We start from the raw sequence: 25,032 nt of genomic DNA on the forward strand, positions 1-25,032 counted from the left end.
TCGCCTTGAACTAAGTCATTTTTCCTGCGCAAAATTGAGATTACTTATTTAATGTAATCGGCATCACTATTCAACGACATTAATCTACAAATTCTTTTTATTTATTCATTTTTGATGTAGCGGATGAAATTTACCCTCGATTTTTTAGGTCTCTTAATTAACAAAGATTTTTAAAATACTTACTATACTCAATGTATACATACAAAAATAAGGACATTACATTATGACAATGCGACAAGCTTTCGTCAGATTTACTTTTATATCCCTCATTCTAATTATTGGGTTATCCATGATCTCTCTTAATTGGTTATGGACATTAATTATCTTAATTCCTGTGATCATGATTGGATCATATGACATGCTTCAAAACAAACAATCTATTCGTCGCTTATACCCTATATTCGGCAGATTTAGATACCTATTAGAATCTGTTAGACCAGAGATACAGCAATATTTTGTAGAATCAGATACAAGCGGCGCGCCTATTCCAAGAGAATTTAGATCGTTAATTTATCAACGTGCAAAAGGAGACCGAGATACACGCCCTTTTGGCACCATTTTCGATACAAACCGTGCAGGATATGAGTGGGTAAACCATTCAATGCAACCTAAACACCCAACAGACTTAGACCCTAAAGTTAAATTTGGTGGTCCTGACTGTCTTAAGCCGTATATGGCATCACCCTTAAACATTTCAGCAATGAGTTACGGCGCATTAAGTAAAAACGCAATTATGGCCCTGAATAAAGGCGCTAAGATTGGTGGTTTTTCCCATAATACTGGTGAAGGAAGTATGAGTCCGTATCATTTAGAACATGGCGGCGATATCGTATGGCAGATTGGTACTGGTTATTTTGGATGTCGGGATGATATGGGGAACTTTAACCCTGAAACATTTAAAAAGAATGCATCTAATGACGTTGTTAAAATGATAGAAATAAAAATGTCACAAGGTGCAAAACCAGGTCATGGTGGTATTTTACCTGCGGCAAAATTAACAGAAGAAATAGCAGCCATTCGTCACGTACCAATGGGACAAGATGTGGTTTCACCTCCTGCTCATAGTGCATTTTCAACACCGATAGAATTATTACATTTTGTCAAACAATTACGTGATTTATCAGGTGGCAAACCTGTTGGCTTCAAACTTTGTATAGGCCGACATGATGAATTCTTAGCGATTTGTAAAGCCATGATAGAAACCAATATCTACCCAGACTTTATTACTGTTGATGGCGGAGAAGGTGGAACAGGTGCAGCACCCACTGAAATGACTAACTCTGTAGGAACGCCTATTCGTGATGCGTTAATTTTTGTAAACAATACTCTAATCGGTTTTGGATTAAGAGATCATATACGCATCATTGCTTCTGGGAAAATGTTTACCGCATTTCATATATTAAGAGCAATCGCTTTAGGCGCAGATACAGTTAATTCAGCACGAGGCATGATGTTATCTTTAGGTTGTATTCAAGCTCGAACTTGTAATACGGACAACTGCCCAACAGGCATTGCAACACAAAACCCTTCTCGTAATAAAGCGATTGTTGTAACAAACAAAGCACAGCGTGTGGCTAACTTCCATCGAGAAACAGTTGCCAACTTAGTTGAGCTAGTAGCAGCAACAGGACTTAATGGTATTCATGAACTAAAACCTAAACATATCAATCGTCGAATACAGGGAACGGATGTTCAAAATTACGCTCAGCTTTATCCAACCATAGCAGAGAACGCGTTGTTAGATGAGACCACGATACCTGAAAGCTGGCGTTATGATATGCAAGAAGCTAACGCAGCATCTTGGTAGTTATTAACATTAGTTCTAGTTTACATATAAAGAGAGCTTAACAGCTCTCTCTTTTTTAACTCCTATTAATTGGATTCATTATGCTGTTAAGTCTTGTTCTATTAGCAGTTGTTGCTTTAGGTTACCTTTCCCAAGCGACTGGTTTGTGTATGTTTAAAGGTGTTAACGAATGGAAACAAGGCAATAAAGAACACTTAATGGCCATTCTGTTTAGTGGCGTATTAGTTTGGGTGTCTACCTTATTTGCATACTTAGCTGATATCCCCTTTCATTTCAGAATTTATGAAATCAATACGTGGTTTCTCTGTGGTGGTTTTTTCTTTGGGCTAGGTGCTGCTTTTAATAAAGGCTGTGGTATATCAACCTTAAGCAAACTCGCAAAAGGCGATATTAAAATGCTAGCAACCATTTCGGGTTGGTTAGTTGGTTGGACGTTATTTGCTTTTTGGTCGCCGGAAAGAAATTTAACACAACTTCCCATCCACAACTTCTCCCATTATTTATTCTTTAGTTCTATTTCCATTGGTCTTATTATTTGGGTTAGTCTTGGTAATAAAAAAAGAAAAAAGTTTTGGTTCAGTATGCTCAGTATCGGCCTTCTATCTGGTTTTATTTACCTTTATCAACCTAAATGGTCACCTAATGCTTTATTAAGTAACTTGAGTAAGGCTTTCCTTGATAGCCAAACACACAGTTGGCCTTCACTAGAACAATATCTATTTTTTATTGCAATACTTATAGGTATGTTTTTAGGTGCATGGAATCGAAATAAATTTTCATTTTTATCTTCAAGTTTCAAATACTGGGTCATACATCTACTGGCAGGGACATTAATGGGCGTAGGTGCTTCATTAGCACTAGGTGGTAATAGTGTTCAATTACTATTAGCAATACCTACACTTTCCCCAGCCGGCTTTGTTTCTGTTGCAGGCATATTAATGGGAATTTGGAGTGGAATACATATTCAAAAGTATATTAAATAATGCATTAATTAATTTTTGAAATTATTTGTAGGAGTTATTTGTAGGAATTATTATGAGAGTTAATTTTCGAAATGACTTTTTAAAATAAACACTAAAAAATACAAAAATACAAAAATACAAAGTAATAAAAAAGCACCCGTAGGTGCTTTTCTATTATTCACAACGACTATTTGCAAAGCTCATTTATAAACAAAGACTTAACAGAAAACAACTTACTTGTTATTTTCACGTGCAATCGCACGATAAGCGATATCATTACGATGGAACATACCGTCCCAACTAATCTCTTTAACTAGCTCATAGGCCTTCTGTTGCGCTTCTGTCACGGTATTACCTAATGCAGTAGCACAAAGTACACGACCGCCGCTTGTCACGACTTGACCGTCTTTCTCAGCAGTACCAGCATGAAACACTTTAAGTCCTTCAGTTGCTTCAGGAATACCTGAAATAACATGGCCTTTAGTGTAATCAGCAGGGTAACCGCCAGCCGCTAATACAACACCAATCGCAGCACGCGGATCAAACTCAGCAACCATATCTTCAAGTTCGCCATTAACACCGGCTAAACATAAAGTAACGATGTCAGACTTCATACGTAACATAATTGGTTGTGTTTCAGGGTCACCAAAACGACAGTTGTATTCAATGACTTTAGGTGTTCCGTCAGCCATGATCATAAGACCAGCGTATAAGAAACCTGTGTACGTATTGCCTTCAGCAGCCATACCTTCAACCGTAGGGCGAATAACTAAGTCCATAATACGATCATGCATTTCAGGTGTTACGACTGGTGCCGGAGAATAAGCGCCCATACCACCAGTATTTGGACCTGTATCACCATCACCAACACGTTTGTGATCTTGGCTTGTTGCCATTGGTACAATATTCTTGCCATCAACCATGACGATGAATGATGCTTCTTCGCCATCTAAGAACTCTTCAACGACCACGCGATGCCCAGCTTCACCAAAAGCATTACCCGCTAGCATATCTTGAATCGCGTCTTCAGCTTCTTGTAAGGTCATCGCAACGATCACGCCTTTACCAGCGGCAAGACCATCTGCTTTGATGACAATTGGTGCACCTTTTTCGCGTACATAAGCCAACGCAGGCTCAATTTCAGTGAAGTTTTGGTACCAAGCCGTTGGAATGTCATGACGCGCTAAAAAGTCTTTAGTGAAAGCTTTAGAGCCTTCTAACTGTGCTGCGCCTTTGGTTGGACCGAAACAAGCTAACTTAGCTTCACGGAACGCATCAACCACACCAATAACTAAGGGTGCTTCTGGCCCTACAATCGTTAATTCAACATTGTTTTCTTTTGCGAAAGCCACCAAAGCATCGATATCTTCAACACCGATATTAACGTTTTTAACTTTATTTTCTAACGCGCTACCCGCATTACCAGGTGCAACAAAGATATTTTTAACTTGTTCATTTTGTGCCACTTTCCATGCCAAAGCATGTTCACGACCACCATTACCAATAATCAGTACATTCATTCGTTTTCCTCACGTAAGACAGTCCGTCACTATTTAATGCTATTTCAGCGTCAAAAGTACTCATTTAGCGCGCTAAACTCCGTGCTTTTTCCTTAAACTAACACTAAATAGCTTAGTTCTGACTCACTGCAATTATTCAAAAGACTAAAAGTTAATTATGTTTTAAAGGACTTTAAAACATAAGAACAGTTAACTCATTAATTTGTTATATCAACGTCTGTTGGTTCGAGGTCAAGGAAAAGGCACGGAGCTTGCAACTGCAAGTGAGCACCTTTGACGCAGAGATCGAATCTACAGACTAAGATATAAAGATTAATGGCGGAAGTGGCGCATCCCTGTAAATACCATTGCCATGTTGTGCTCATCTGCTGCTGCGATAACTTCATCATCGCGCATTGAACCACCTGGTTGGATAACACAACTAATGCCAGCTTCTGCTGCTGCATCGATACCATCACGGAATGGGAAGAACGCATCAGATGCCATAACAGAACCTTCAACGACTAGATTTTCATCTGCAGCTTTAATACCTGCAATTTTAGCACTGTAAACACGGCTCATTTGACCTGCGCCAACACCAACTGTTGCACTGTTTTTAACGTAAACAATCGCATTTGATTTAACAAATTTAGCCACTTTCCAGCTAAATAATAAATCCGTCATTTCTGACTCTGTTGGTTGACGTTTAGAAACAACTTTAAGGTCTGCTATATCAACCATACCTTGGTCACGATCTTGTACTAATAAACCACCGTTAACACGTTTGATATCAAACTCAGTTGTTTGGTCAGCCCATTCGCCACACACTAATAAGCGTAGGTTCTTTTTAGCAGCAATAATAGCAACGGCTTCATCACTTACTGATGGTGCGATAATCACTTCAACAAATTGACGTGATGTAATTGCTTCAGCTGTTGCAGCGTCTAATTCACGGTTGAATGCGATAATACCGCCAAATGCAGACGTTGGGTCTGTTTTGTAAGCACCTTCGTATGCATCAAGAATGTTTCCAGCAACGGCAACACCACATGGGTTTGCATGTTTAACAATCACACAAGCTGGCTCTGAAAATTCTTTAACACATTCTAATGCAGAATCAGTATCAGCAATGTTGTTGTAAGATAATGCTTTACCTTGTAACTGCGTTGCTGTTGATACAGAGGCTTCTTGAACGTTGTTTTCAACATAAAAAGCAGCTGCTTGATGAGAGTTTTCACCGTAACGCATGTCTTGTTTCTTTTGGAATTGCGCATTGAAAGTACGTGGGAATTTTGATTCTTCGTCACCTTCTTTGTTTTCACCGTAACTTGGTACCATCGTACCGAAGTAGTTAGCAATCATGCCATCATATTGAGCTGTATGCTCATAAGCAGCAATCGCTAAATCAAAACGCGTTTTATAAACTAAGCTACCGTCGTTTTCTGTCATTTCAGACAAAATACGTGAATAGTCAGATGCATTTACAACAATGGCTACGTCTTTATGGTTTTTTGCCGCAGCACGAACCATTGTAGGACCGCCGATATCGATATTTTCAATCGCATCTTCTAATGTACAATCTGGGTTAGCTACTGTTGCAGCAAATGGATATAAGTTAACAACAACCATATCAATCGCTTGGATATCGTTTGCAGACATAATTGCTTCATCGATACCACGACGTGCAAGAATACCGCCATGAATTTTAGGATGTAATGTTTTTACACGTCCATCCATCATTTCAGGGAATCCAGTGTAATCAGATACTTCTGTTACTTTGATATTATTTTCAGCTAATAATTTACAAGTACCGCCTGTTGATAAAAGCTCAACGCCTTTATCCGCTAATTCACGTGCAAATTCTACAATACCAGTTTTATCAGAAACACTGATCAGTGCGCGTTTAATTGTTCGGTTATTTTCCATTATCTTCCACATTCCTCGGTTAATGTTTTCATGGGTGAAAAACTCAAATGACTGGAGTTTTTTTATAAAGTTAAACTTGGGCGGCATTCTACCCGAATTGAAATGACTTTTATTCGTTTTGTTGAATAAAAACACAAAAAATTGAACTATTTATGCAAAATAATCGATAACTACGTGTTTAATGAGTTTTATGTAAATAACTGTCAATGCCTCGACAAGTAATTGCTTTAATTTTTTCAAAGTTCAAATCAGCCATTAATTGAGTGCTAAATTGATTGTTTTTCGCCACGACAGCTTGTAGATAAGGCAATTGGTATAAAACAATTAATTGTTTTATAAACGGTTGTAATACAGGGAGTAGATCTTGATGGTAATGGAAATCAGGTAAAAGACGAAGAATAAATGAAGGCTCTACTGTTTCATCAATAAAACAATCCTGTAAGCCAGTACAACCAATGACTGTTCCATTGTTTAGATCTTCAATGGCATACATTTTATGTTTTTTATTACTCATGAACATATTGAAGCAGTCATCGGCCTGTTGTTTTGATAACACACCAGTAATGCTATATTTCATACAAGCTCGGTGTTGTAAAATATCGATAAAGTCACTTTTATCTGATTCAACAAAAGGTCGAATACTAAGTTGATGATGCTTTACAAAAATCGTCATCTTACCTCCATTTATAGTGCTGACATTGTCACTTACAAGTGGTGAATAGGCATCAGTATATCGTTCATTTTATGTACAAATCCATTAAATATTTAAAACAGTGAAGTAACAACAAGATACAAAAAAGTAACGTTAGCGTCAGAAACAAAAAAACATGCCGAAGCATAATGCCGTTCACTTAAGATGAACGGCATATTTGCTTTTAGCAACTGGATATCGATTCTTAGAGGCTTTTAAACACCTAGGATAACTTCGTTCTCGCTTTCCCTCCTGCTTAAACTAGGCGGCATTTCTTTCTATATCAATCACTATCTTTGGGACATTTCTTGGTGTATATATCGGCATCATGGTCAGAGTATGAATAATACGGGAAGACGCATCTCTGAAGCTCAATTGATTAGCAAAAACACCTTTAAATAATTTCGCCATCAGTATCATTTTGTAACGAATTAAATGATAAGCAAGTAAAACACCCCATCACTCTTGAGCAATTAATTCAGGTAGATTGGTACGTAATGTAAAACGGCTTTCAAGCATATGCGCTTTCACTTCGCGATAACCTGATTCAATTCCCTAACGATAAGTATATCGATCATAAGCTTATACGCTTAGGCAAGATTCAATAATGTATGGCTCTAAGATGTCTGACAAAGAAGAAAATTCGGTAAAACAATTAATCTAAGTGCGAGCGAGTGCTTCTGAAAACCCCATAAAAAATCCCATGACCTTTTGAGTCATAGGATTTTTATCTTATTCAGCTAACAATAAACTAACTTTCATGAACTGATCGGCATTACGCTAACAAGCGTCATTTTTATTCATTATAACGTTAATTGGTATCATGACTTTTAAGCAATACAAACGTCGCAACACCAATCAAAGAGGCTTAAGTTAACATTTCGATTTCACTATTTTTTCTGGCGAAAAAAAGACACCTTTAGTCACTTGCCAAGTGACCGCTAATGCACCAATCATAAACACGATGTCACCGATGGTACGTGCCCAACGCAATGTAACTAATGTATCACTTTGCATAACGGCTTCACTACGCGCATACCAAAGCCCCTCTGATGCACTCGCAATAAATTGAATAATGCCAATGGGTAGTAAACTAGTAAATAACATCAATGCTAAGCCTATATTCATCCACCAAAAAGAAACCTTCATTAAACGCTCATTAAATTTCAAATGAGGGCGAATGTATCTTAATACCAATAAGGTAAAGCCGAGCGCTAAGAAACCGTACACACCAAATAATGCAGCATGTGCATGGGTTGCCGTCGTATTAAGACCTTGAATGTAATATAAAGAAATTGGCGGATTAATCATAAACCCTAATACGCCAGCACCTAACATATTCCAAAAAGCAACAGCAACAAAGTACATAATAGGCCATTTCACACTGTCCATCCAAGGCGCACGATTTTGCAACTTATAGTGCTCCCAAGCTTCGTATCCAAGCACAATTAGTGGCACAACTTCGAGTGCACTAAAGGTTGCACCAACTGCCATAACAGGTGTGGTTGTACCAGAAAAATACAAATGATGGAAAGTACCCGGAATCCCCCCTAACATAAATAATGAGGCAGATGCTAATGAAGCCACTGTCGCCATACGTTGAGAAACTAATCCCATATTAAAGAAAATAAATGCCAACGCAGTAGTAGCAAAAACTTCAAAGAAACCTTCAACCCATAGATGTACAATCCACCAACGCCAATATTCCATCACAGAGAGATGTGTTCTTTCACCGTAGAAGAAACCTGCCCCATAAAATAAACCAATCGCGATACATGAGAACATAAATAAAACTAATAAGTTTTTATCACCTTTCTGTTTCAACGTCGGCGTAATACAACGCATCATCAACGTTAACCACAATACCAGCCCAATAAATTTACCAATTTGCCATAATCGTCCTAAATCAACATATTCATAACCTTGATGGCCTAACCAAAAATTTAAATGTGCTGGCATTATTTGCGCAATCGCTAAGTAATTGCCTATAAATGAGCCAGCAACAACTAGAACCAGTGCCCAAAAAAGCACATCAACACCAAGTTTTTGGAATCTAGGATCTTTACCTCCATTGATGATTGGTGCTAAAAATAATCCTGCCGCTAAAAAGCCACTAGCGATCCAAAATAAAGCAGATTGAATATGCCAAGTACGCACTAAACTATAAGGAAACCATTCTGAAGTTTGAATACCGTAAAAGCCTTGACCTTCAACGGTATAATGCGCGGTGAGTGCCCCCATAAAAATTTGAAAAGTAAATAAAGCCACAACCAGAAATAAATATTTGCCTAATGCTTTTTGCGAAGCTGTTAACGCGAAAGATAAGATAGGATCATTGAGTGGCGCAACAGGTTCACTTTCATCTTCTTTTCGTAAAAATGCCCAAGCCCATACTAAAGCACCAATACCGGCAACCAACAATACAATACTCACAACAGACCATAAAATATTTTCAGTAGTGGGTTTATTATCGATTAATGGTTCATGCGGCCAATTATTTGTATAAGTTGCATTACCGTCACTACGTTCAGTTGAGGCAGCCCAAGCGGTCCAAAAAAAGAATTCAGTTAAACGCTCCCTTCTCTCTGCACTTGGTAATGTCACCTCTTTCATGGCATAATTTTCACGCGTTTTTTGTAATTCAGGTGCACCGCCAAAGAGCGCATTATAATATTCACCCGTTTGCTCAATCGCTTGCAGACGCCTTACTGATAACGTGACTGTATTTTTATCATGATCATAGGTATTTGTTCTGTAATCATTTTTAAGTTTATATTGTAATGTGTTTTGCTGCTCTCCGGTTAATCGATCAAAAGGTTTAGCAAACTCATCCATTGCAGCTAAATCCAACCAATTAACAAGTTCTCGATGTAACCAATCCGCTGTCCAATCGGGCGCTTGATAAGCACCATGGCCCCATATTGATCCTAGCTGCATCCCACCGACTGATTGCCAAGCCGTTTGACCGTCTAATATTTTTTCTTCCGTTGTAAAAATATCACCACGTTCAGAAACAAATGATGCTGGTATCGGTGGTGCGGTACGATAAATTTCTGTTCCGTAGTAACCTAATAATGAAAAGGTAATGGCAAGCACCCCTAAGAGGGTCCACCACAATTTTTTATACTCTCCCATAACATGCTCCTTTTGATGAGTATTTAGCCTTTAATTAACAACCTTAAACTCAAAAACCTCTAAAATAAAAACCCTTTATTTAACTTACAAATTAAAGATGCATTTTAAATGAATCTTATTTGAGGCGATTTTACATACAAAATTAAAGATGTAAACTATATGTATCTTTTAAATCGATGTATTTAAAATAATTCTTTAAGATATTAAGGCGGTAAAGACAAAATAATGCCATTATTAAATATCATCACATAGGTGCTTTATATGAACATTTCTCGTTTTACCGATTACTCATTACGAGTATTAATTTACCTTGCGGCTGCAAAAGAAACTTCCCACATTATTACTATTAAAGAAGTCGCTGAGCGATATCAAATATCAAAAAATCATTTGATGAAAGTAGTGCAGGAACTTAGTGCCAACAATCATATCAATGCAACCCGGGGGAAAAATGGAGGAATAAAGCTTAATACCGCGCCTGAAAATATAAATATAGGCCAGTTGGTACGCTCTATAGAACAAGGTTCAACATTGGTTGAATGCTTTGGAAAAGATAACCAATGTGTGATCACGTCAAGTTGCCAGTTAAAAAGAATGTTTGCACAAGCAATGGAATCTTTCTTTGATTGTTTAGATCAATACACGTTAGCTGATTTAATCAAAGGAGAGAATAAAGCAGCACTCAGGCAGGTACTTATGATTCCAATAGAATAAACGGCTATTTTCAAAAGAAAAGAATACCTTAACCGACAATCAATATTAGGATGCCGTGCATAACCATATGATGAATAAGCAGTGATTAGAAACAAAAAAACATACCGAAGTATGTTTTTTTAGTGAATAAAATATTAACAGTTTTTATTTGTGATAAGGCGCACTTAACTCATGCACTGCATCAACAAACACTTTCGCATTTTCAGGTGGCACATCTAAATGAATACCATGACCTAAATTAAACACATGGCCATTACCTGTTCCAAAACCTTCTAAGATAGTCGCCACTTCTTGGCGAATACGTTCAGGTGATGCATATAGCATTGATGGATCCATGTTACCTTGAAGTGCAACACGCGACCCAACACGTGCTTTCGCTTCTTTAATATCAATTGTCCAATCTAAGCCAATTGCATCACAACCAGTATCGGCGATCTGTTCGATCCATTGGCCACCATTTTTTGTAAATAAAGTAACCGGAATTTTTTGACCATCATAGTTACGCGTTAAACCATCCACTATTTTATGCATATATTGCAATGAGAAGTCTTTATAATCGCGTGGCGATAAAATCCCACCCCAAGTATCAAATACCATTACAGACTGAGCACCTGCGGCAATTTGCGCATTCAAGTAATCAATCACAGAATCGGCTAATTTGTCTAATAAAAGATGCAATGTTTGTGGTTCTGCAAATGCCATTTTTTTAATTTTAGTGAAGAATTTTGAACCGCTTCCTTCAACCATATAAGTCGCTAACGTCCACGGGCTACCAGAAAAACCAATTAATGGCACTTCGCCTTTTAAATCACGACGAATGGTACGAACCGCATTCATTACATACTGAAGTTCACCTTCAGGATCTGGCATGATTAGATTATCAACATCTTTCTTACAGCTAATAGGACGCTCAAATCGAGGGCCTTCACCTTCAGAGAAATATAAACCTAAGCCCATTGCATCGGGGATTGTTAAAATATCAGAAAATAGAATCGCTGCATCTAAATCAAAACGACGTAAAGGTTGTAAAGTCACTTCACAAGCTAAATCAGCATTACGACATAAAGACATGAAATCACCTGCTTGAGCACGTGTTGCTTTATATTCTGGTAAATAACGACCTGCTTGACGCATCATCCACACGGGAGTTTTATCTACTTCTTTGTTTAGCAAAGCGCGAATATAACGATCATTTTTTAATTCTGTCATTTGTAACCTTATCCTGTTTTAGCTATTGATAGCCTATCGAGTAATCATTTCCATCTATTGATAGAATATACCTTATCTCTTCGCATAAATAAATTTGGTATTACCTATCGCTTCGATACCTAAAATTAAATTTAACGGCATCGCTTTACTGTTTTTTCAATTAATTTTCGCGCGATTGTCCCATGTTTTGGTACTAGAGGTAAATCATCGATATCGTACCAATTTGCTTCAATTAACTCTTCGGGCTGAATTTTTATTTCGCCTGATGCGTAATCAGCGGTAAATCCCATCATTAACGAATGAGGAAATGGCCAAGGTTGACTGGTAACATATTGAATATTTTTAACCTTAAGGCCGACCTCTTCAAAAACTTCACGCGCTACACAAGCTTCTAAGGTTTCACCTGCTTCAGTAAATCCAGCTAAGGTTGTGTAAACAGGGTAATTGTCTTTTTGATGGCGGTTATGTAAAGCCAAAAGGATCTTTTTTTGCTTACGAATCGCCACAATAATACAAGGAGACACTCGCGGATAAGCACGATGTTGACAGTGATAACATTTCATCGCAACTTCCCAATCAATCTCTTGCATTGGATTGCCACATTGGCCGCAAAAACGATGGGTTTTATAAAATAAAGCAACTTGAAATGCACGCCCTGCCATCTCAAATAACAAATCCTGAACTTTTCCTAATAATGAACGTAAGCTAACATATTCGCCTAACCCCATATCTAAATGATTATCGACTTCTACTAAATAACACGAGTAACTATTATAGGTTCCTAATAAACGCTTATTATCTGTAACGTGATCAGGAAAAGGTAATTCTTCAATACACCCAAAAGGGATCAGCTCTCCTTTATCTAAGGCAACTAATTTTCCTTCTGATAAAACAAACCACCATGCGCTGTCGTGTAACGCGGTTTTTAACTCTGACATTCTGAATACTCATTTTCGGGAGTGATAAATAATATAGTGCAATATCAAGCCGCTATTGAACAAGCGTTATTTTTATCTTATCAAGGTAACAACACATTAATCTTACAAATTAAAAGTCATAACAACGATTAATGTAAAATATGTGTATTTCAAGCTATTACATTGGGTATAAGCTCACAGTAATGATGTGGTTACCTATATAAACTAAATTTATATTGACGGATGCCGCTATTTGACTTAATTTTTACCTAGTTAATTTTATAGCTAGTTCATTTAAAAGAGGTTTTTATGCTTAAAAAAATAAAGCAAGCAAAAGAAGAATGGGGTGGCACACTTGCTGTTTTAGATAACTGGCTAGATGAGCGCCAAAAATTGGTTATTTTATACTGTAAACTAGCAGGGCTACCGCCATATCAAAAAGAAAAACAAGGCTTACCAAATCAAGCCTTAATCACTGAATTCTGCCAAGGTTTATTAGATTATGCTTCAACAGGCCACTTTGAAGTTTATGAACAAATCATTGAAAAATCTAAATTAAGTGGCGAAGAGAATTTAAAAATAGCACAAGAGCTATACTCTAGAATCACCACAACAACTGATACAGCTTTAAATTTTAATGATACTTATGCAGAAAATGCATCTGATAAAACGCTATTAAACTTTGATAGAGATTTATCTGAGCTGGGTCAAATAATGGAAAGTCGATTCGAACGAGAAGATCAATTATTGGAAGTCGTACACCTAAACCATACTCTTGCATAGTAAATCGAATAATTTTGTTTTCATGATGAAGCTGAGATTTAAAAAGTAATGAATTGAAACTAAAAAACAATCTATGCAGATTGTTTTTTAGTATTTGAATTCAAGTAATAAGCTAAAGGCTTATACCACAAAAAACAAGTGTTCTTCTTACAAGTGTGGTACTTGAGAATCTAAGCTATTTTTAACTAATAAAAAATATTCTTTAATAAAAAGCGCTTGTTCCTCTGAAGCACAATTTTCCCAGCATTTACCTAGTATTTGTTCCATATCATCAACAATTCTATCGCCTTCAGCAACGACTACTAAGCGCGTTTCATTACTCAACTGAGGTTGTTGCTGACAAAATGTCATCAATAAATTCGCTACTTCATCTAATACGATATCGGCAATAACTTGCCCATTCCCAGAGCTTGCAGCCCCTTCGAAGATATTTAAATTATCAGCAAAATAACCTATACAAGATTCGTATGCTTCACTTTTTAATAACATAACTACTAAGCTCTATCTGTTATAAACCATTAATAAACAATGCTTAATATTCATCATTAAGCATTGTCATGTATTCGTTAAAGTTCACCCATTTCACGTAAAGAAAGATCTCTACGAGCATTAAATGCTTTTAACTCTTTTTTAGGCACTTCTTGTGACAATGGTAGATCAACTGTCATCGCATTAACCGGTTTATTATAGACATGGAACTCATAGTGCAGATGCGCACCTGTCGAGCGTCCTGTATTACCGGACTTAGCAATTAATTGGTCTATCGCAACACGCTGCCCTTTATGCACTAATATTTTACTTAAATGCAAGAAACGAGTCGTATATTTACGGCCATGTTTAATCACAATATAGTTACCTGCTGCAGGGTGATAACCAGCACGAAGTACAACCCCATCACCAGTAGCATATACATTTGTACCTACAGGCACAGCAAAGTCAGTTCCATTATGTGGACTAACACGTTTTGTTATAGGGTGTAGTCGCTTAGGATTAAAACGAGAACTAATACGAGGTTTACCATTCACTGGGTAACGGCGGTAAGCTTTACTTAAACCCCTGCCCTTTTTATCATAATAACGACCATCTTCATTTAAAAATGCCGTGTAATTGCGTGAACGAGTTTTAATAATAATAGCTAATACTTCACTATCAAAACTATAAGCGCCTTCAATATATTGCTTTGCAACTAACACGTGGAAAGTATCACCAACACGTAACTGACGATTAAAATCGAACTGCTCTGATAATGCACTTGATATTTGTTGAATTTGGCTAGCCGATAGACCACTTTTTTTAGCACTGACATAAAAGCTACCAGTTACACTACCCTGATAATAGCTATTACGCCATTCGCCTTCCTTTATTTCTAGGTTGGAAGTGTAGACACCATCCTTCAAAACAAAACTTAAGGTATTAGCACGGTCAATAATGATTTTTAATGCGAGTAATTGATTATCGGGACTAACCAATAATTGTACGACTTGACCGGGTATTAAATTAGCAAGACGTAAATATTCAGTATCCGCTTCTAATAACTCTTGTAAAACGGCTGCTGAAATACTTTCATTAGAAAAGATCTCACTTAACGTATCGCCAGAGGAAATGGTTATTTCAACTTCACGATTACCAGAGAAATCAGGAAATAATTTATCGCTATTATCTCGAATTACATTCTGAGGTTCTGCGATAGCATACCCACCTTTCAATGAATCGCTAATTGGTAAGGTTAGCTCCCTCTTAATGTTTTTATTACTATGATCGCTAGGCGGTATCAAGCTCACAAACAATAAGAAAAAGAACAGCGCAATAATGGCCCAAAAATGTAGGCGAGGAAGATTATTAATAAAAAAAAGTGCTTTTCTAAACATGTTTTTACATTGAAACAATAAAGGCATAAAGGATCTCGATTAGACAGGGAAAACATAACCGCAAAATTAAAATGAGTGCGAGTATAACCCATAGACAAAGTATCTTTAAGAAAATAAAACAGTAATTTTAAGCAACTTCGACCATCAATGTAGGTAATCAGTTCTATCTTATTTAAAAAGAATAGGGTGTTATCCGTCACAAAAAAATGTAAGATGGACGTCTAGATGTAAAAACATCTAAAATAATTTAATTAAATAGCCCGAATAGGAGTTCACATGTCACGTGACTTATTTACCTCAGAATCTGTTTCTGAAGGTCATCCAGATAAAATTGCCGATCAAATTTCTGATGCCGTACTTGATGCCATTTTAAAACAAGATACTAAAGCACGTGTTGCTTGTGAAACCTACGTAAAAACCGGAATGGTTATGGTTGGTGGTGAAATCACTACTGATGCATGGGTTGATATTGAACAAATCACACGTGATACCGTACGTGAAATTGGTTACACAAGCTCAGAAATGGGTTTTGATGCAGATTCTTGTGCCGTTTTGAATGTAGTAGGTAAACAATCTCCTGATATTAATCAAGGTGTAGACCGTTCTGATCCTCGTGAGCAAGGTGCTGGTGACCAAGGTTTAATGTTTGGTTATGCAACCAATGAAACAGAAGTATTCATGCCTGCTCCTATTACTTACGCTCACCGTCTTGTTAAAAAACAAGCTGAAGTACGTAAAAGTGGTCAACTAGATTGGTTACGCCCTGATGCAAAAAGCCAAGTAACATTTGCTTATGACCAAGGTAAAATTGTTGGTATCGATGCTGTTGTACTTTCAACACAACACCGTGAAGATATTAAGCAATCAGATTTAGTTGAAGCAGTAATGGAAGAAATCATTAAGCCAGTTTTACCTGCTGAATGGTTAACTGAACGTACTAAATTCCACATTAATCCAACAGGTCGTTTCGTGATCGGTGGTCCAGTAGGTGACTGTGGTTTAACAGGCCGTAAAATTATCGTAGATACTTACGGTGGTACAGCACGTCACGGTGGTGGTGCATTCTCAGGTAAAGATCCATCAAAAGTTGACCGTAGTGCCGCTTATGCAGCTCGTTACGTAGCAAAAAATATTGTTGCTGCTGGTTTAGCAGATCGTTGTGAGATTCAAGTATCTTACGCAATTGGTGTTGCAGAGCCTACATCAATCAGTGTTGAAACATTCGGTACTGAAAAAGTAGCAAAAGGTTTAATCGTTAGCTTAGTAAGCGAACATTTTGACTTACGTCCTTACGGCTTAATTGAAATGTTAGATTTGATCAAACCTATCTATAAAGAAACGGCTGCATACGGTCACTTTGGTCGTGAGCATTTCCCTTGGGAAGCGCTAGACAAAGTTGAAGCGCTAAAAGCAGCAGCATTTTAATTAACCGTTTTATAAAAACGATTTAATGTTTAATTATGCTTACGTTTGAAGATAAAAAAGCACTCGCAGTGAAAGGTGAAGATTGTTTCATTTTAGCCGAGTGCTTTTTTGATCGCGCTTTTCCCCGTCCTAGTTATTTATTTAACCAACGAGGTCGTAGTGCTGGCTCCGCTCATCTACAAAAAAACCTGATCAAATTTAACCCTATCTTGTACCTGCAAAATAAAACTATTTTTATAGAGCACGTAGTGGCACATGAAATTGCCCATCTAATCACGTATCAGCTATTTGGAAGAGTCCGACCTCACGGTAAAGAATGGCAAAATATTATGACTCAAGTATTTAAATTACCTGCGAATACTACCCATCAGTTAGATATTAGCGATGTACAAGGACAATTATTTCCCTATCGTTGCTTATGCTCAGAACATCAATTGACCATACGTCGACACAATAATATTAAAAAAGGTACAAGCTACCTGTGCAGGAAATGCAAATCCCCTCTTACCCCTTCTAACGAATGAAATGTATTAAAACTTTAGTTGCTGCCTTAGAAGACGAGCTTAAAAAGGTAAAAGTCAAACGAGGTAAAGTAACCGGATAGAAGTTAGTAGTATTCAAAGTAAGCTGTAACGAAAATAAATATAGAAAGAAGTTAAGTTATAGGAAATATAGAAGATAGTTAGCGATGTTAAACATGAATATGGGATTAATATTGCAACTACTCCAACCCCCCGCCTTTATAGCTGCAATATTAATTTACCATTTTACTTTTTTACTTTTTACTACTCACCAACAGGTGGCTTTTAACCTGCGGTGTAGATACGCTTTTTCATCATCAAAAGCCTACCTTAATGACCAAGCTTTCACTGTGCGATGAAAGTCAGTCTCATCATCCATTATCAACGGCAATAGAAACCGAAATGAATAATGATGGTTTCTGATAATGAAAAAAGAATAGGACGATTCCTATCATTACCACGGACAAAGAATACTTAATCTTGTTTATTCAACACTGAACTATATTCATTTTCACTTCTTCTGGACGAAAGAAATATAAAATGACTGAACAATAATAAACAAGAAAGTGTGTCTCTCTGCCAACAACTTAATGATAATAGATATCATTATCACATGTCAACATTTTAGATAAAGTTTTTTTAATAAATGATAAATAAAGTGAACAAACAATGATCAAAAATCCAGATAAAATAGTCATAAAGCATTGAATATACGGATTTAAAACGAAAAAAATCCGACACTTGAGATCGGATTTTAATATGAGTATTTATTAATGACGTTAGCGATAAAAACTTCACTTTCAATAAAAAGACATGTGCATGGTTGATAATAGATTTTTAGAAATTAATATTTAAGGCCTTTGATTTAACATTTTTTAATTTACCGTCTGTACTCTGAAAGTATCTTTTTCATATCTGCTTTTTAATAACGGTTTTTTAATGACTGCTTTTTAGCATCTATTTTTTAACGCCTATTGTTTATCGCATAAAGTTATCTAAAATAATGCCAGTGGCCATCGCTACATTTAATGACTCAGCTTGACCAAAATTAGGGATAGTTATTTTATCCGTAATAAATCTACTAACACTTTCAGAAATACCATGAGACTCACTACCCATCACAATAAATGCACTATTAGGTAATTGGCTTTTATGGAGGTTTTCTCCCTCTAAAAATGCACCGTAGACAGGTTTATCTTGTGACGATAGATATTCACACAAGTCAGCATGACTAACCTGCACGCGTACGAAAGATCCCATTGTCGCCGCAATCACTTTAGGATTATAAAGGTCTGCACAGTCAGCACTACAAATAATATGTTTAATACCGTACCAATCAGCGACGCGAATAATAGTCCCTAAATTACCTGGATCACCGACCTGATCTAACACCAAAATTAACTCATCATTATTAATCGTTGGCGTTTCATAAGCTTTACACTTAACAATGGCTATAACGCTATTATTAGTTTTCAACGTGCCTGCTTTCTGTAATTCTTCTACTGTACTTTCAACAGTTAAACTAACCAATTGTTGAGCACTTAATGACGCGGCATATTTATTAATATATTCCGTTGTTGCAAATATATTCACTATTTCAAAATCAGAATTAAATAACTCACCCACATTTTTCTCGCCTTGTACTAAAAATAGGCCAGACTTTTTACGTTGTTTTTTTTGCTCTAATGAGTGAATAAGCTTTAACTGATTTTTAGATATCATGAAATTTCCAATTATAAATAACAGCGCATGGCTGTTTATAAGTTACAACACATGCTTATTATAAGCACAACACATAGCTGTTTTAAGTAGCAACACATGTTTGTTATAAGTAACAACACATAGCGTTTATAAGTAACAACACATAATAAGGGCATCTTCACGGCCGTTATGTGTGGGGTAATAAGCAGCTCGTACATCAACTTCAACGAAATCTAAATTTTCATAAAGTTTAATGGCAGTTTGATTTGAGGCTCTGACCTCAAGCCAGATTTCTTCTTGCGATAACGTACTAGCAAATGTTTTTAAATAAGATAATAAAGCACGCCCAACACCTTGCCCTTGATGAGAAGGAGAAACAGCAATATTTAATAACGTCACTTCACCAGCAACATAACTCGCAATGAAATAACCAACAATTTCTTGATCGAGCATCATTACATGGTTGATATAACGTTTACCAAAGTTACTTAAAAACAGCTTTTCTGACCATGGATGACTATGCGCAGAAGATTCGATAGCAAATACTGCCGGTATATCTGTCACCGCCATCGCGATAATAGATTGATTACTGTTGATAGGCACAGAATTGCTTCCAAAGTACTTTTTTAGCATTACCATTAACTGCTAGCGTCGCTAAAGAGGGAGAATGTAACAACTGATGTGCTACTGAAGTTTCAATTTCACCGATGGTTGACCAAATTAAATTGGGCAATGTCCCTTGTTGGCTTTCAAATTGAGCAAGAGAACAATACACAACACTATCAGCGTTAATATTAAAGGCATTGAGAATAGCAGGCATCAATTCATGACTTTTATCTGCCTCTGTACACACCACAAGTAATTTACAAACAGAAAGGTTTAATTGCTTAAGCATTTCCTCTGTTTTAAATAATGTTGGTTTTCTTACTTGCCAGTGGGTAATACCCATTTCTTGTAAAAAAACTGCTTGTTGGTGTTTCATAACGAGCCTAAATAAAAATAATTAAAAGCAAAGGGTGAATATAACATTGAATAGGAATGAATCGAAGTGTTATAGGTTTTGAATCTAATTAAGCAATCAAATTTTGCAAGTCGAACATAAAAAATGACAGCTTAAAAATTAAGTAAATAAATAGTATCAAAGATGAATTAACTAACCATTCAGTCAACTATTAGCAATTAAAATCATAATTACGAACAAAAAAGATAATTTATTACTTTTATTTTTGACCAAGTAGTCAAAAATAGTATTTAATAATTGTAGATGTGGATCACATAAATTAAGGTGATCGATTGAAAATTATGACACTTAGTTAGATAAAGGGCGTGAGAAATGTGTTTCAAATCACAAAAAAATATAAATATGCAAGGCTTTATCAAACAAAAGTCCTTTCACATAGTAAGGGATTACTAACATGGCATTATTAGAAGTTAAAGACTTACGCATAGAATATCCATCACGCTTTGGTACACATATAGCCGTAAAGTCACTTTCTTTCTCTATTAACCGAGGAGAAATAGTCGGTGTTGTTGGCGAATCTGGCGCAGGTAAATCTACCGTAGGCAACGCCATCATCGATTTACTAAGCCCACCAGGTATTATCGCTGGTGGTGAAGTGTTTTTAGACGGTGAAAAAATTTCAGGCTTAACGTTAGAGCAAATGCGTAAAGTCCGTGGTAATAAAATTGGCTTTATTTTTCAAGATCCAATGACATCGCTAAATCCCCTCTTCACTGTTGAGCATCAATTACTTGAAACTATCCATGCAAATCTTAATGTCAGTAATGAAGAAGCCTTAAAACGTGCCATTAATTTAATGCAACAAGTCGGCATTCCAGAAGCAGAAGTACGCATCAAACAATATCCACATCAGTTTTCTGGCGGTATGCGCCAACGAGTTGTTATTGCGATCGCATTATCAGGTGAACCTGATTTAATTATTGCTGATGAACCAACCACCGCATTAGACGTTTCAATTCAAGATCAAATCCTCACCTTGATTCGTAATCTTTGTATCGAAAAAAATGTAGGTTGTATGTTGGTAACCCACGACATGGGCGTTGTTTCAAATGTAACGGATAAAGTGGCGGTAATGTATCGCGGTGATCTGGTTGAGTTTGGTGAAACAGCTAAAGTACTCGGTGATCCAGATCATGAATATACACGAAGCTTGATTTCTGCTGTACCACGCTCAGATAGGAAGCTAGACCGCTTTCCATTAGTAAGCTACATCGAAGAAGCAAAAGAGCATCAAGCGTTAGATATTAAAAACCATTGGTTAGGGCAAAGCGAAGAACAGCGCAGTTACGATGGCCCCCTATTAAATGTTGAAGATGTCAGTTTGCGTTTTATCACTAAAGACTCGTTCTTTGAAAGTAAGCGTGAATACGTGCAAGCCAACAAAAATGTTAGCTTTAGCATTAATGAAGGTGAGACCTTTGGTTTAGTCGGTGAATCAGGATCAGGTAAATCAACAATTGCACGAGTCATTACTGGTTTATATCCGCCTAACGAAGGTAAAATAACCTTTGAAGGAATAGATTTAACCGCTATAAAATCAGAACGCGAACGACGACCTTTCCGACGCCAAATGCAAATGGTATTTCAAAATCCATACACCTCAATGAATCCTCGTATGAAGATTTACGACATTATCGCCGAGCCAATTCGCTTTCATAAACTAGCAGCCAATGAATCCCAAATACAAAGCATTGTATTCGATCTATTAGACCATGTTGGGTTAGGAAGAATGGCCGGTGTTAAATACCCTCACGAATTTTCTGGCGGACAACGTCAACGTATTTCTATTGCACGTGCTTTAGCAACGCGTCCACGCTTATTGATTTGTGATGAGCCAACGTCTGCATTAGATGTATCAGTACAAGCGCAAATCCTTAACTTACTAAAAGATTTGCAAGATGAGCTAAACCTTACCATGTTGTTTATTAGCCACGATTTACCAGTAATACGTCAAGTATGTGACCGTATCGGTGTTATGCAACAGGGTAAGTTATTAGAAGTAAATGAAAGTGAGCAATTATTTACACAGCCTCAACACCCTTATAGCAAGCATTTAATTTCATTAATGCCTGAGTTTAAAGGATTAAGAAGCGTTATTTAAAATTAACAAAACTAATTAAAACAGCATTAATTAAAAATTAAATATCGAACATTGTTTTTCATAAAAGGAGTTATAAATGAAGTTTTTAAAAACAAAATTAGCGATTGCATTACTTGCTACAGGTTTGAGCTTTTCAGCCGCTGCAGCTGATATCACCATTGCCTACAGTTCAGATCCAGTAACACTTGATCCACATGAACAGCTTTCAGAGGGTGTGTTGCAAATGTCACACATGTTATTTGATCCGCTACTCCGTTTCACTCAAGAGCTTAAATTTGAACCTCGTTTAGCTGAAAAATGGGAACGTATTGATGAAAAGACATTTCGTTTTACTTTACGTAAAGGCGTGACTTTCCATTCAGGAAATAAACTTACAACAGATGATGTTGTATGGACATTTAACCGTTTAAAAACGTCTGCAGATTTTAAAGCTATCTTCGAACCATTTGAAAAAGTAGCTAAAATTGACGATTACACTTTCGACTTAGTGTCTTATGAACCATTCCCGCTAGTTTTACATACTGCAACTTATTTATTCCCAATGGATAGTAAATTCTATTCAGGTAAAGTCGATGGTATCGATAAATCAATCATTGTTAAACACGGTAATTCTTTTTCATCAACACATGTGTCAGGTACAGGTCCGTTTATCGTGACTTCTCGTGAGCAAGGTGTGAAAGTAGAATTCAAACGTTTTGATAAATACTGGGATACAAACTCACCAGGTAACGTTGATAATTTAACATTAATGCCAATTAAGGAAAACGCAACCCGTGTTGCAGCCTTATTATCGGGCGATGTAGATATGATTTATCCAGTCGCACCGAATGATCAAAAACGAGTAGAGCAAACTAAAAACATCGATTTAGTAACGCTACCAGGAACACGTATTATCTCGCTACAGATGAACCAAAACTCAAATGAAGCATTAAAAGATGTACGCGTTCGCCAAGCAATTGTTTACGCAATTAACAATGACGCTATCGTTAAAAAAATAATGAAAGGTTTTGCAACAACGGCTGGTCAACAAGGCCCTGAAGGTTATGCTGGTTACGACGCAAGTTTAGTACCGCGTTACGACTTGAAAAAAGCAAAACAATTGATGAAAGAAGCGGGTTACGAGAAAGGCTTTAAATTATCAATGATGGCACCTAATAACCGTTACGTTAACGATGCTCAAATTGCTCAAGCAGCAGCGTCTATGTTAGCTAAAATCGGTATTACTGTTGATTTAAAAACCATGCCTAAAGCACAATACTGGCCTGAGTTTGATAAATGTTCTGCAGATATGATGATGCTCGGTTGGCATGCTGATACTGAAGATTCAGCAAACTTTTCAGAATTCTTAACTATGACTCGTAATACAGAAACAGGTAAAGGTGCATATAACTGTGGCCATTACTCAAATGCTAAAGTAGATGAGTTAGTAGAGAAAGCAAATGTTGAAACCGATCCTGCAAAACGTGGAGCGATGTTACAAGAAGTTGAAAAAATTCTTTATAACGAAGCAGCATTTGTTCCGCTTCATTGGCAGAACCTTGCATGGGGTGCAAAATCTAACGTAAATATTACACCTATCGTTAACTCAATGAACTTCCCATACCTTGGTGACTTAGTTGTTAAATAAGAGTTATTAAGTAAGGGTTGTTCAATAAAGAGGGTTAAATAGAGGTCGTTGAATAAAGGCCTCTACATAAACAACTTCTTTTCAATCAATGTTAATCAATACAAAACGGCCCAATGTTTGGGCCGTTAATCATTTTATAGGAAACAACTAATGTTTACCTTTTTGGTCCAGCGACTTTTCCAAGCATTAATAGTAATGTTTGTGATCAGCCTAGTCGCATTTTCAATCCAAGATAACCTAGGCGATCCACTTCGAGAAATGGTAGGCCAATCCGTATCAGAAGCAGAGCGACAAGTTTTACGAGATGATCTTGGGTTAAATGACCCATACATAACAAAATATACCCGTTTCATTACCAGCGCATTACAAGGAGATTTAGGCAACTCATATTTCTTTAAACGTCCTGCTGTTGATGTTATTTTAGATAAATTACAAGCCACATTAGAGCTGGTTTTGGGTGCAGCTATTATCATTGTTGTAGTATCTATTCCGCTCGGTGTTTATTCTGCGATCCATCCCAAAAGCGTGTGGACAAAAATGATCATGGCACTCAGTAGTGTCGGTATTTCCATTCCGGTTTTTTTAACTGCAATCATTTTAATGTATATATTTGCAATTGAATTACAGTGGTTACCTTCCTATGGTCGAGGCGAAACTGTTTCAATACTTGGCTGGGAAACAGGCTTTTTAACAACCGATGGTTTATTGCATTTAGTGTTACCTTGTATTTCATTGGCTTCTATTATGTTGCCGTTGTTTATTCGTTTAGTGCGTTCAGAAATGTTAGAAGCATTAAGCTCAGAGTACGTGAAATTTGCGACCGCTAAAGGGTTAGCAATGAATAAAATTTATTATCAGCATGCCTTAAAGAACACCATGTTACCGGTATTAACGGTTGGCGGTGTACAAATTGGAACGATGGTCGCTTATACCATTTTAACGGAAACCGTTTTTCAATGGCCAGGTACCGGTTTCTTATTTTTAGAAGCGATTAACCGTGTTGATACGCCCCTTATTACAGCTTACGTTATTTTTGTTGGGCTTCTTTTTGTGGTTACTAATACTATCGTTGATTTGTTATACGGCGTGGTTAACCCAACCGTCAACATCACTGGTAAAGGAGCATAA

The 25,032-nt window shown here is 36.8% G+C and carries 20 protein-coding genes and 1 pseudogene; 9 read left to right on the forward strand and 12 right to left on the reverse strand.

The genetic code is table 11. The features are described 5' to 3' along the window. Positions 1-229 precede the first annotated feature (229 nt). Positions 230-1,807 carry an FMN-binding glutamate synthase family protein gene (locus GQR59_RS15280; RefSeq protein ID WP_442966205.1) on the forward strand — a complete coding sequence of 526 codons (1,578 nt, stop codon included), beginning with the start codon at positions 230-232 and terminating at the stop codon, positions 1,805-1,807. A gap of 80 nt (positions 1,808-1,887) precedes the next feature. After that, complete coding sequence (locus GQR59_RS15285; RefSeq protein WP_160064108.1) at positions 1,888-2,790, forward strand: YeeE/YedE thiosulfate transporter family protein; 903 nt, start codon at positions 1,888-1,890, stop codon at positions 2,788-2,790. A 212-nt stretch (positions 2,791-3,002) separates the two neighbouring features. Here the strand turns inward: GQR59_RS15285 and purD are convergent, their stop codons facing one another. The 5 genes and pseudogenes from purD to GQR59_RS15305 all read right to left on the reverse strand — a co-directional run bounded on the left by purD (position 3,003) and on the right by GQR59_RS15305 (position 10,020). Next, complete coding sequence (purD, locus tag GQR59_RS15290) at positions 3,003-4,289, reverse strand: phosphoribosylamine--glycine ligase (RefSeq protein WP_160064110.1); 1,287 nt, start codon at positions 4,287-4,289, stop codon at positions 3,003-3,005. A gap of 312 nt (positions 4,290-4,601) precedes the next feature. Continuing rightward, positions 4,602-6,194, reverse strand: coding sequence for a bifunctional phosphoribosylaminoimidazolecarboxamide formyltransferase/IMP cyclohydrolase (gene purH / locus GQR59_RS15295; RefSeq protein ID WP_160064112.1), 1,593 nt, complete (start codon positions 6,192-6,194; stop codon positions 4,602-4,604). A gap of 178 nt (positions 6,195-6,372) precedes the next feature. After that, on the reverse strand, positions 6,373-6,867 hold the full coding sequence (locus GQR59_RS15300) for a GNAT family N-acetyltransferase (RefSeq protein ID WP_160064114.1): 495 nt from the start codon (positions 6,865-6,867) through the stop codon (positions 6,373-6,375). Positions 6,868-7,041: 174 nt separating this feature from the next. Further along, a pseudogene (locus tag GQR59_RS18745) lies at positions 7,042-7,437 on the reverse strand (IS4 family transposase); the annotation flags it as partial. Positions 7,438-7,758: 321 nt separating this feature from the next. Continuing rightward, positions 7,759-10,020 (reverse strand): nitric-oxide reductase large subunit, encoded by a 2,262-nt coding sequence (locus GQR59_RS15305; protein ID WP_160064116.1) that lies wholly within the window; start codon positions 10,018-10,020, stop codon positions 7,759-7,761. A gap of 261 nt (positions 10,021-10,281) precedes the next feature. Between GQR59_RS15305 and GQR59_RS15310 the strand changes: the two genes are divergently transcribed. After that, positions 10,282-10,731, forward strand: coding sequence for an RrF2 family transcriptional regulator (locus GQR59_RS15310; RefSeq protein WP_160064118.1), 450 nt, complete (start codon positions 10,282-10,284; stop codon positions 10,729-10,731). A gap of 144 nt (positions 10,732-10,875) precedes the next feature. Here the strand turns inward: GQR59_RS15310 and hemE are convergent, their stop codons facing one another. After that, positions 10,876-11,940, reverse strand: coding sequence for a uroporphyrinogen decarboxylase (gene hemE, locus GQR59_RS15315; RefSeq protein ID WP_160064120.1), 1,065 nt, complete (start codon positions 11,938-11,940; stop codon positions 10,876-10,878). Between the two features lie 131 nt (positions 11,941-12,071). Continuing rightward, complete coding sequence (nudC, locus tag GQR59_RS15320) at positions 12,072-12,878, reverse strand: NAD(+) diphosphatase (RefSeq protein WP_160064122.1); 807 nt, start codon at positions 12,876-12,878, stop codon at positions 12,072-12,074. A 288-nt stretch (positions 12,879-13,166) separates the two neighbouring features. On the opposite strand from nudC, the gene rsd reads away from it, so the two are divergent. After that, positions 13,167-13,640 carry a sigma D regulator gene (rsd, locus tag GQR59_RS15325; protein ID WP_160064124.1) on the forward strand — a complete coding sequence of 158 codons (474 nt, stop codon included), beginning with the start codon at positions 13,167-13,169 and terminating at the stop codon, positions 13,638-13,640. Positions 13,641-13,787: 147 nt separating this feature from the next. Here rsd and GQR59_RS15330 read toward each other — a convergent pair whose 3' ends face one another. After that, a complete protein-coding gene (locus tag GQR59_RS15330; protein ID WP_160064126.1) occupies positions 13,788-14,129 on the reverse strand; it encodes a DUF3802 family protein in 342 nt (113 codons plus the stop codon). 77 nt (positions 14,130-14,206) lie between these two features. Next, the gene (locus tag GQR59_RS15335) at positions 14,207-15,508 is read right to left on the reverse strand and encodes a peptidoglycan DD-metalloendopeptidase family protein (RefSeq protein ID WP_160065228.1); all 1,302 of its coding nucleotides are present in this window, start codon (positions 15,506-15,508) and stop codon (positions 14,207-14,209) included. Between the two features lie 276 nt (positions 15,509-15,784). Between GQR59_RS15335 and metK the strand changes: the two genes are divergently transcribed. Both metK and GQR59_RS15345 read left to right on the forward strand, forming a co-directional pair. Next, positions 15,785-16,933 (forward strand): methionine adenosyltransferase, encoded by a 1,149-nt coding sequence (gene metK, locus GQR59_RS15340; protein ID WP_160064128.1) that lies wholly within the window; start codon positions 15,785-15,787, stop codon positions 16,931-16,933. 35 nt (positions 16,934-16,968) lie between these two features. Beyond that, entirely contained in the window at positions 16,969-17,457 is a 489-nt protein-coding gene (locus tag GQR59_RS15345) for a SprT family zinc-dependent metalloprotease (RefSeq protein WP_160064130.1), read from the forward strand. A 975-nt stretch (positions 17,458-18,432) separates the two neighbouring features. On the opposite strand, the gene GQR59_RS15350 is transcribed toward GQR59_RS15345, so the two are convergent. The 3 genes from GQR59_RS15350 to GQR59_RS15360 form a co-directional block, all read right to left on the reverse strand. Beyond that, positions 18,433-19,176: an RNA methyltransferase gene (locus tag GQR59_RS15350; RefSeq protein WP_160064132.1), complete on the reverse strand. Its 744-nt coding sequence runs from the start codon at positions 19,174-19,176 to the stop codon at positions 18,433-18,435. A 126-nt stretch (positions 19,177-19,302) separates the two neighbouring features. Next, positions 19,303-19,758 carry a ribosomal protein S18-alanine N-acetyltransferase gene (rimI, locus tag GQR59_RS15355; protein WP_236546791.1) on the reverse strand — a complete coding sequence of 152 codons (456 nt, stop codon included), beginning with the start codon at positions 19,756-19,758 and terminating at the stop codon, positions 19,303-19,305. After that, positions 19,742-20,137 (reverse strand): DNA polymerase III subunit psi, encoded by a 396-nt coding sequence (locus tag GQR59_RS15360; RefSeq protein ID WP_160064134.1) that lies wholly within the window; start codon positions 20,135-20,137, stop codon positions 19,742-19,744. The genes rimI and GQR59_RS15360 overlap by 17 nt, the downstream gene beginning before the upstream one ends. Before the next feature lie 433 nt (positions 20,138-20,570). On the opposite strand from GQR59_RS15360, the gene GQR59_RS15365 reads away from it, so the two are divergent. From GQR59_RS15365 to GQR59_RS15375, 3 genes are all read left to right on the forward strand, one after another. Continuing rightward, positions 20,571-22,277: a dipeptide ABC transporter ATP-binding protein gene (locus tag GQR59_RS15365; protein WP_160064136.1), complete on the forward strand. Its 1,707-nt coding sequence runs from the start codon at positions 20,571-20,573 to the stop codon at positions 22,275-22,277. Positions 22,278-22,353: 76 nt separating this feature from the next. Further along, the gene (locus tag GQR59_RS15370; RefSeq protein ID WP_160064138.1) at positions 22,354-23,904 is read left to right on the forward strand and encodes an ABC transporter substrate-binding protein; all 1,551 of its coding nucleotides are present in this window, start codon (positions 22,354-22,356) and stop codon (positions 23,902-23,904) included. 150 nt (positions 23,905-24,054) lie between these two features. Further along, positions 24,055-25,032, forward strand: a complete 978-nt coding sequence (locus GQR59_RS15375) for an ABC transporter permease (protein ID WP_160064140.1) — start codon at positions 24,055-24,057, stop codon at positions 25,030-25,032.

Source organism: Psychromonas sp. L1A2 (genome assembly GCF_009828855.1).
Classification (GTDB): Bacteria; Pseudomonadota; Gammaproteobacteria; order Enterobacterales; family Psychromonadaceae; genus Psychromonas.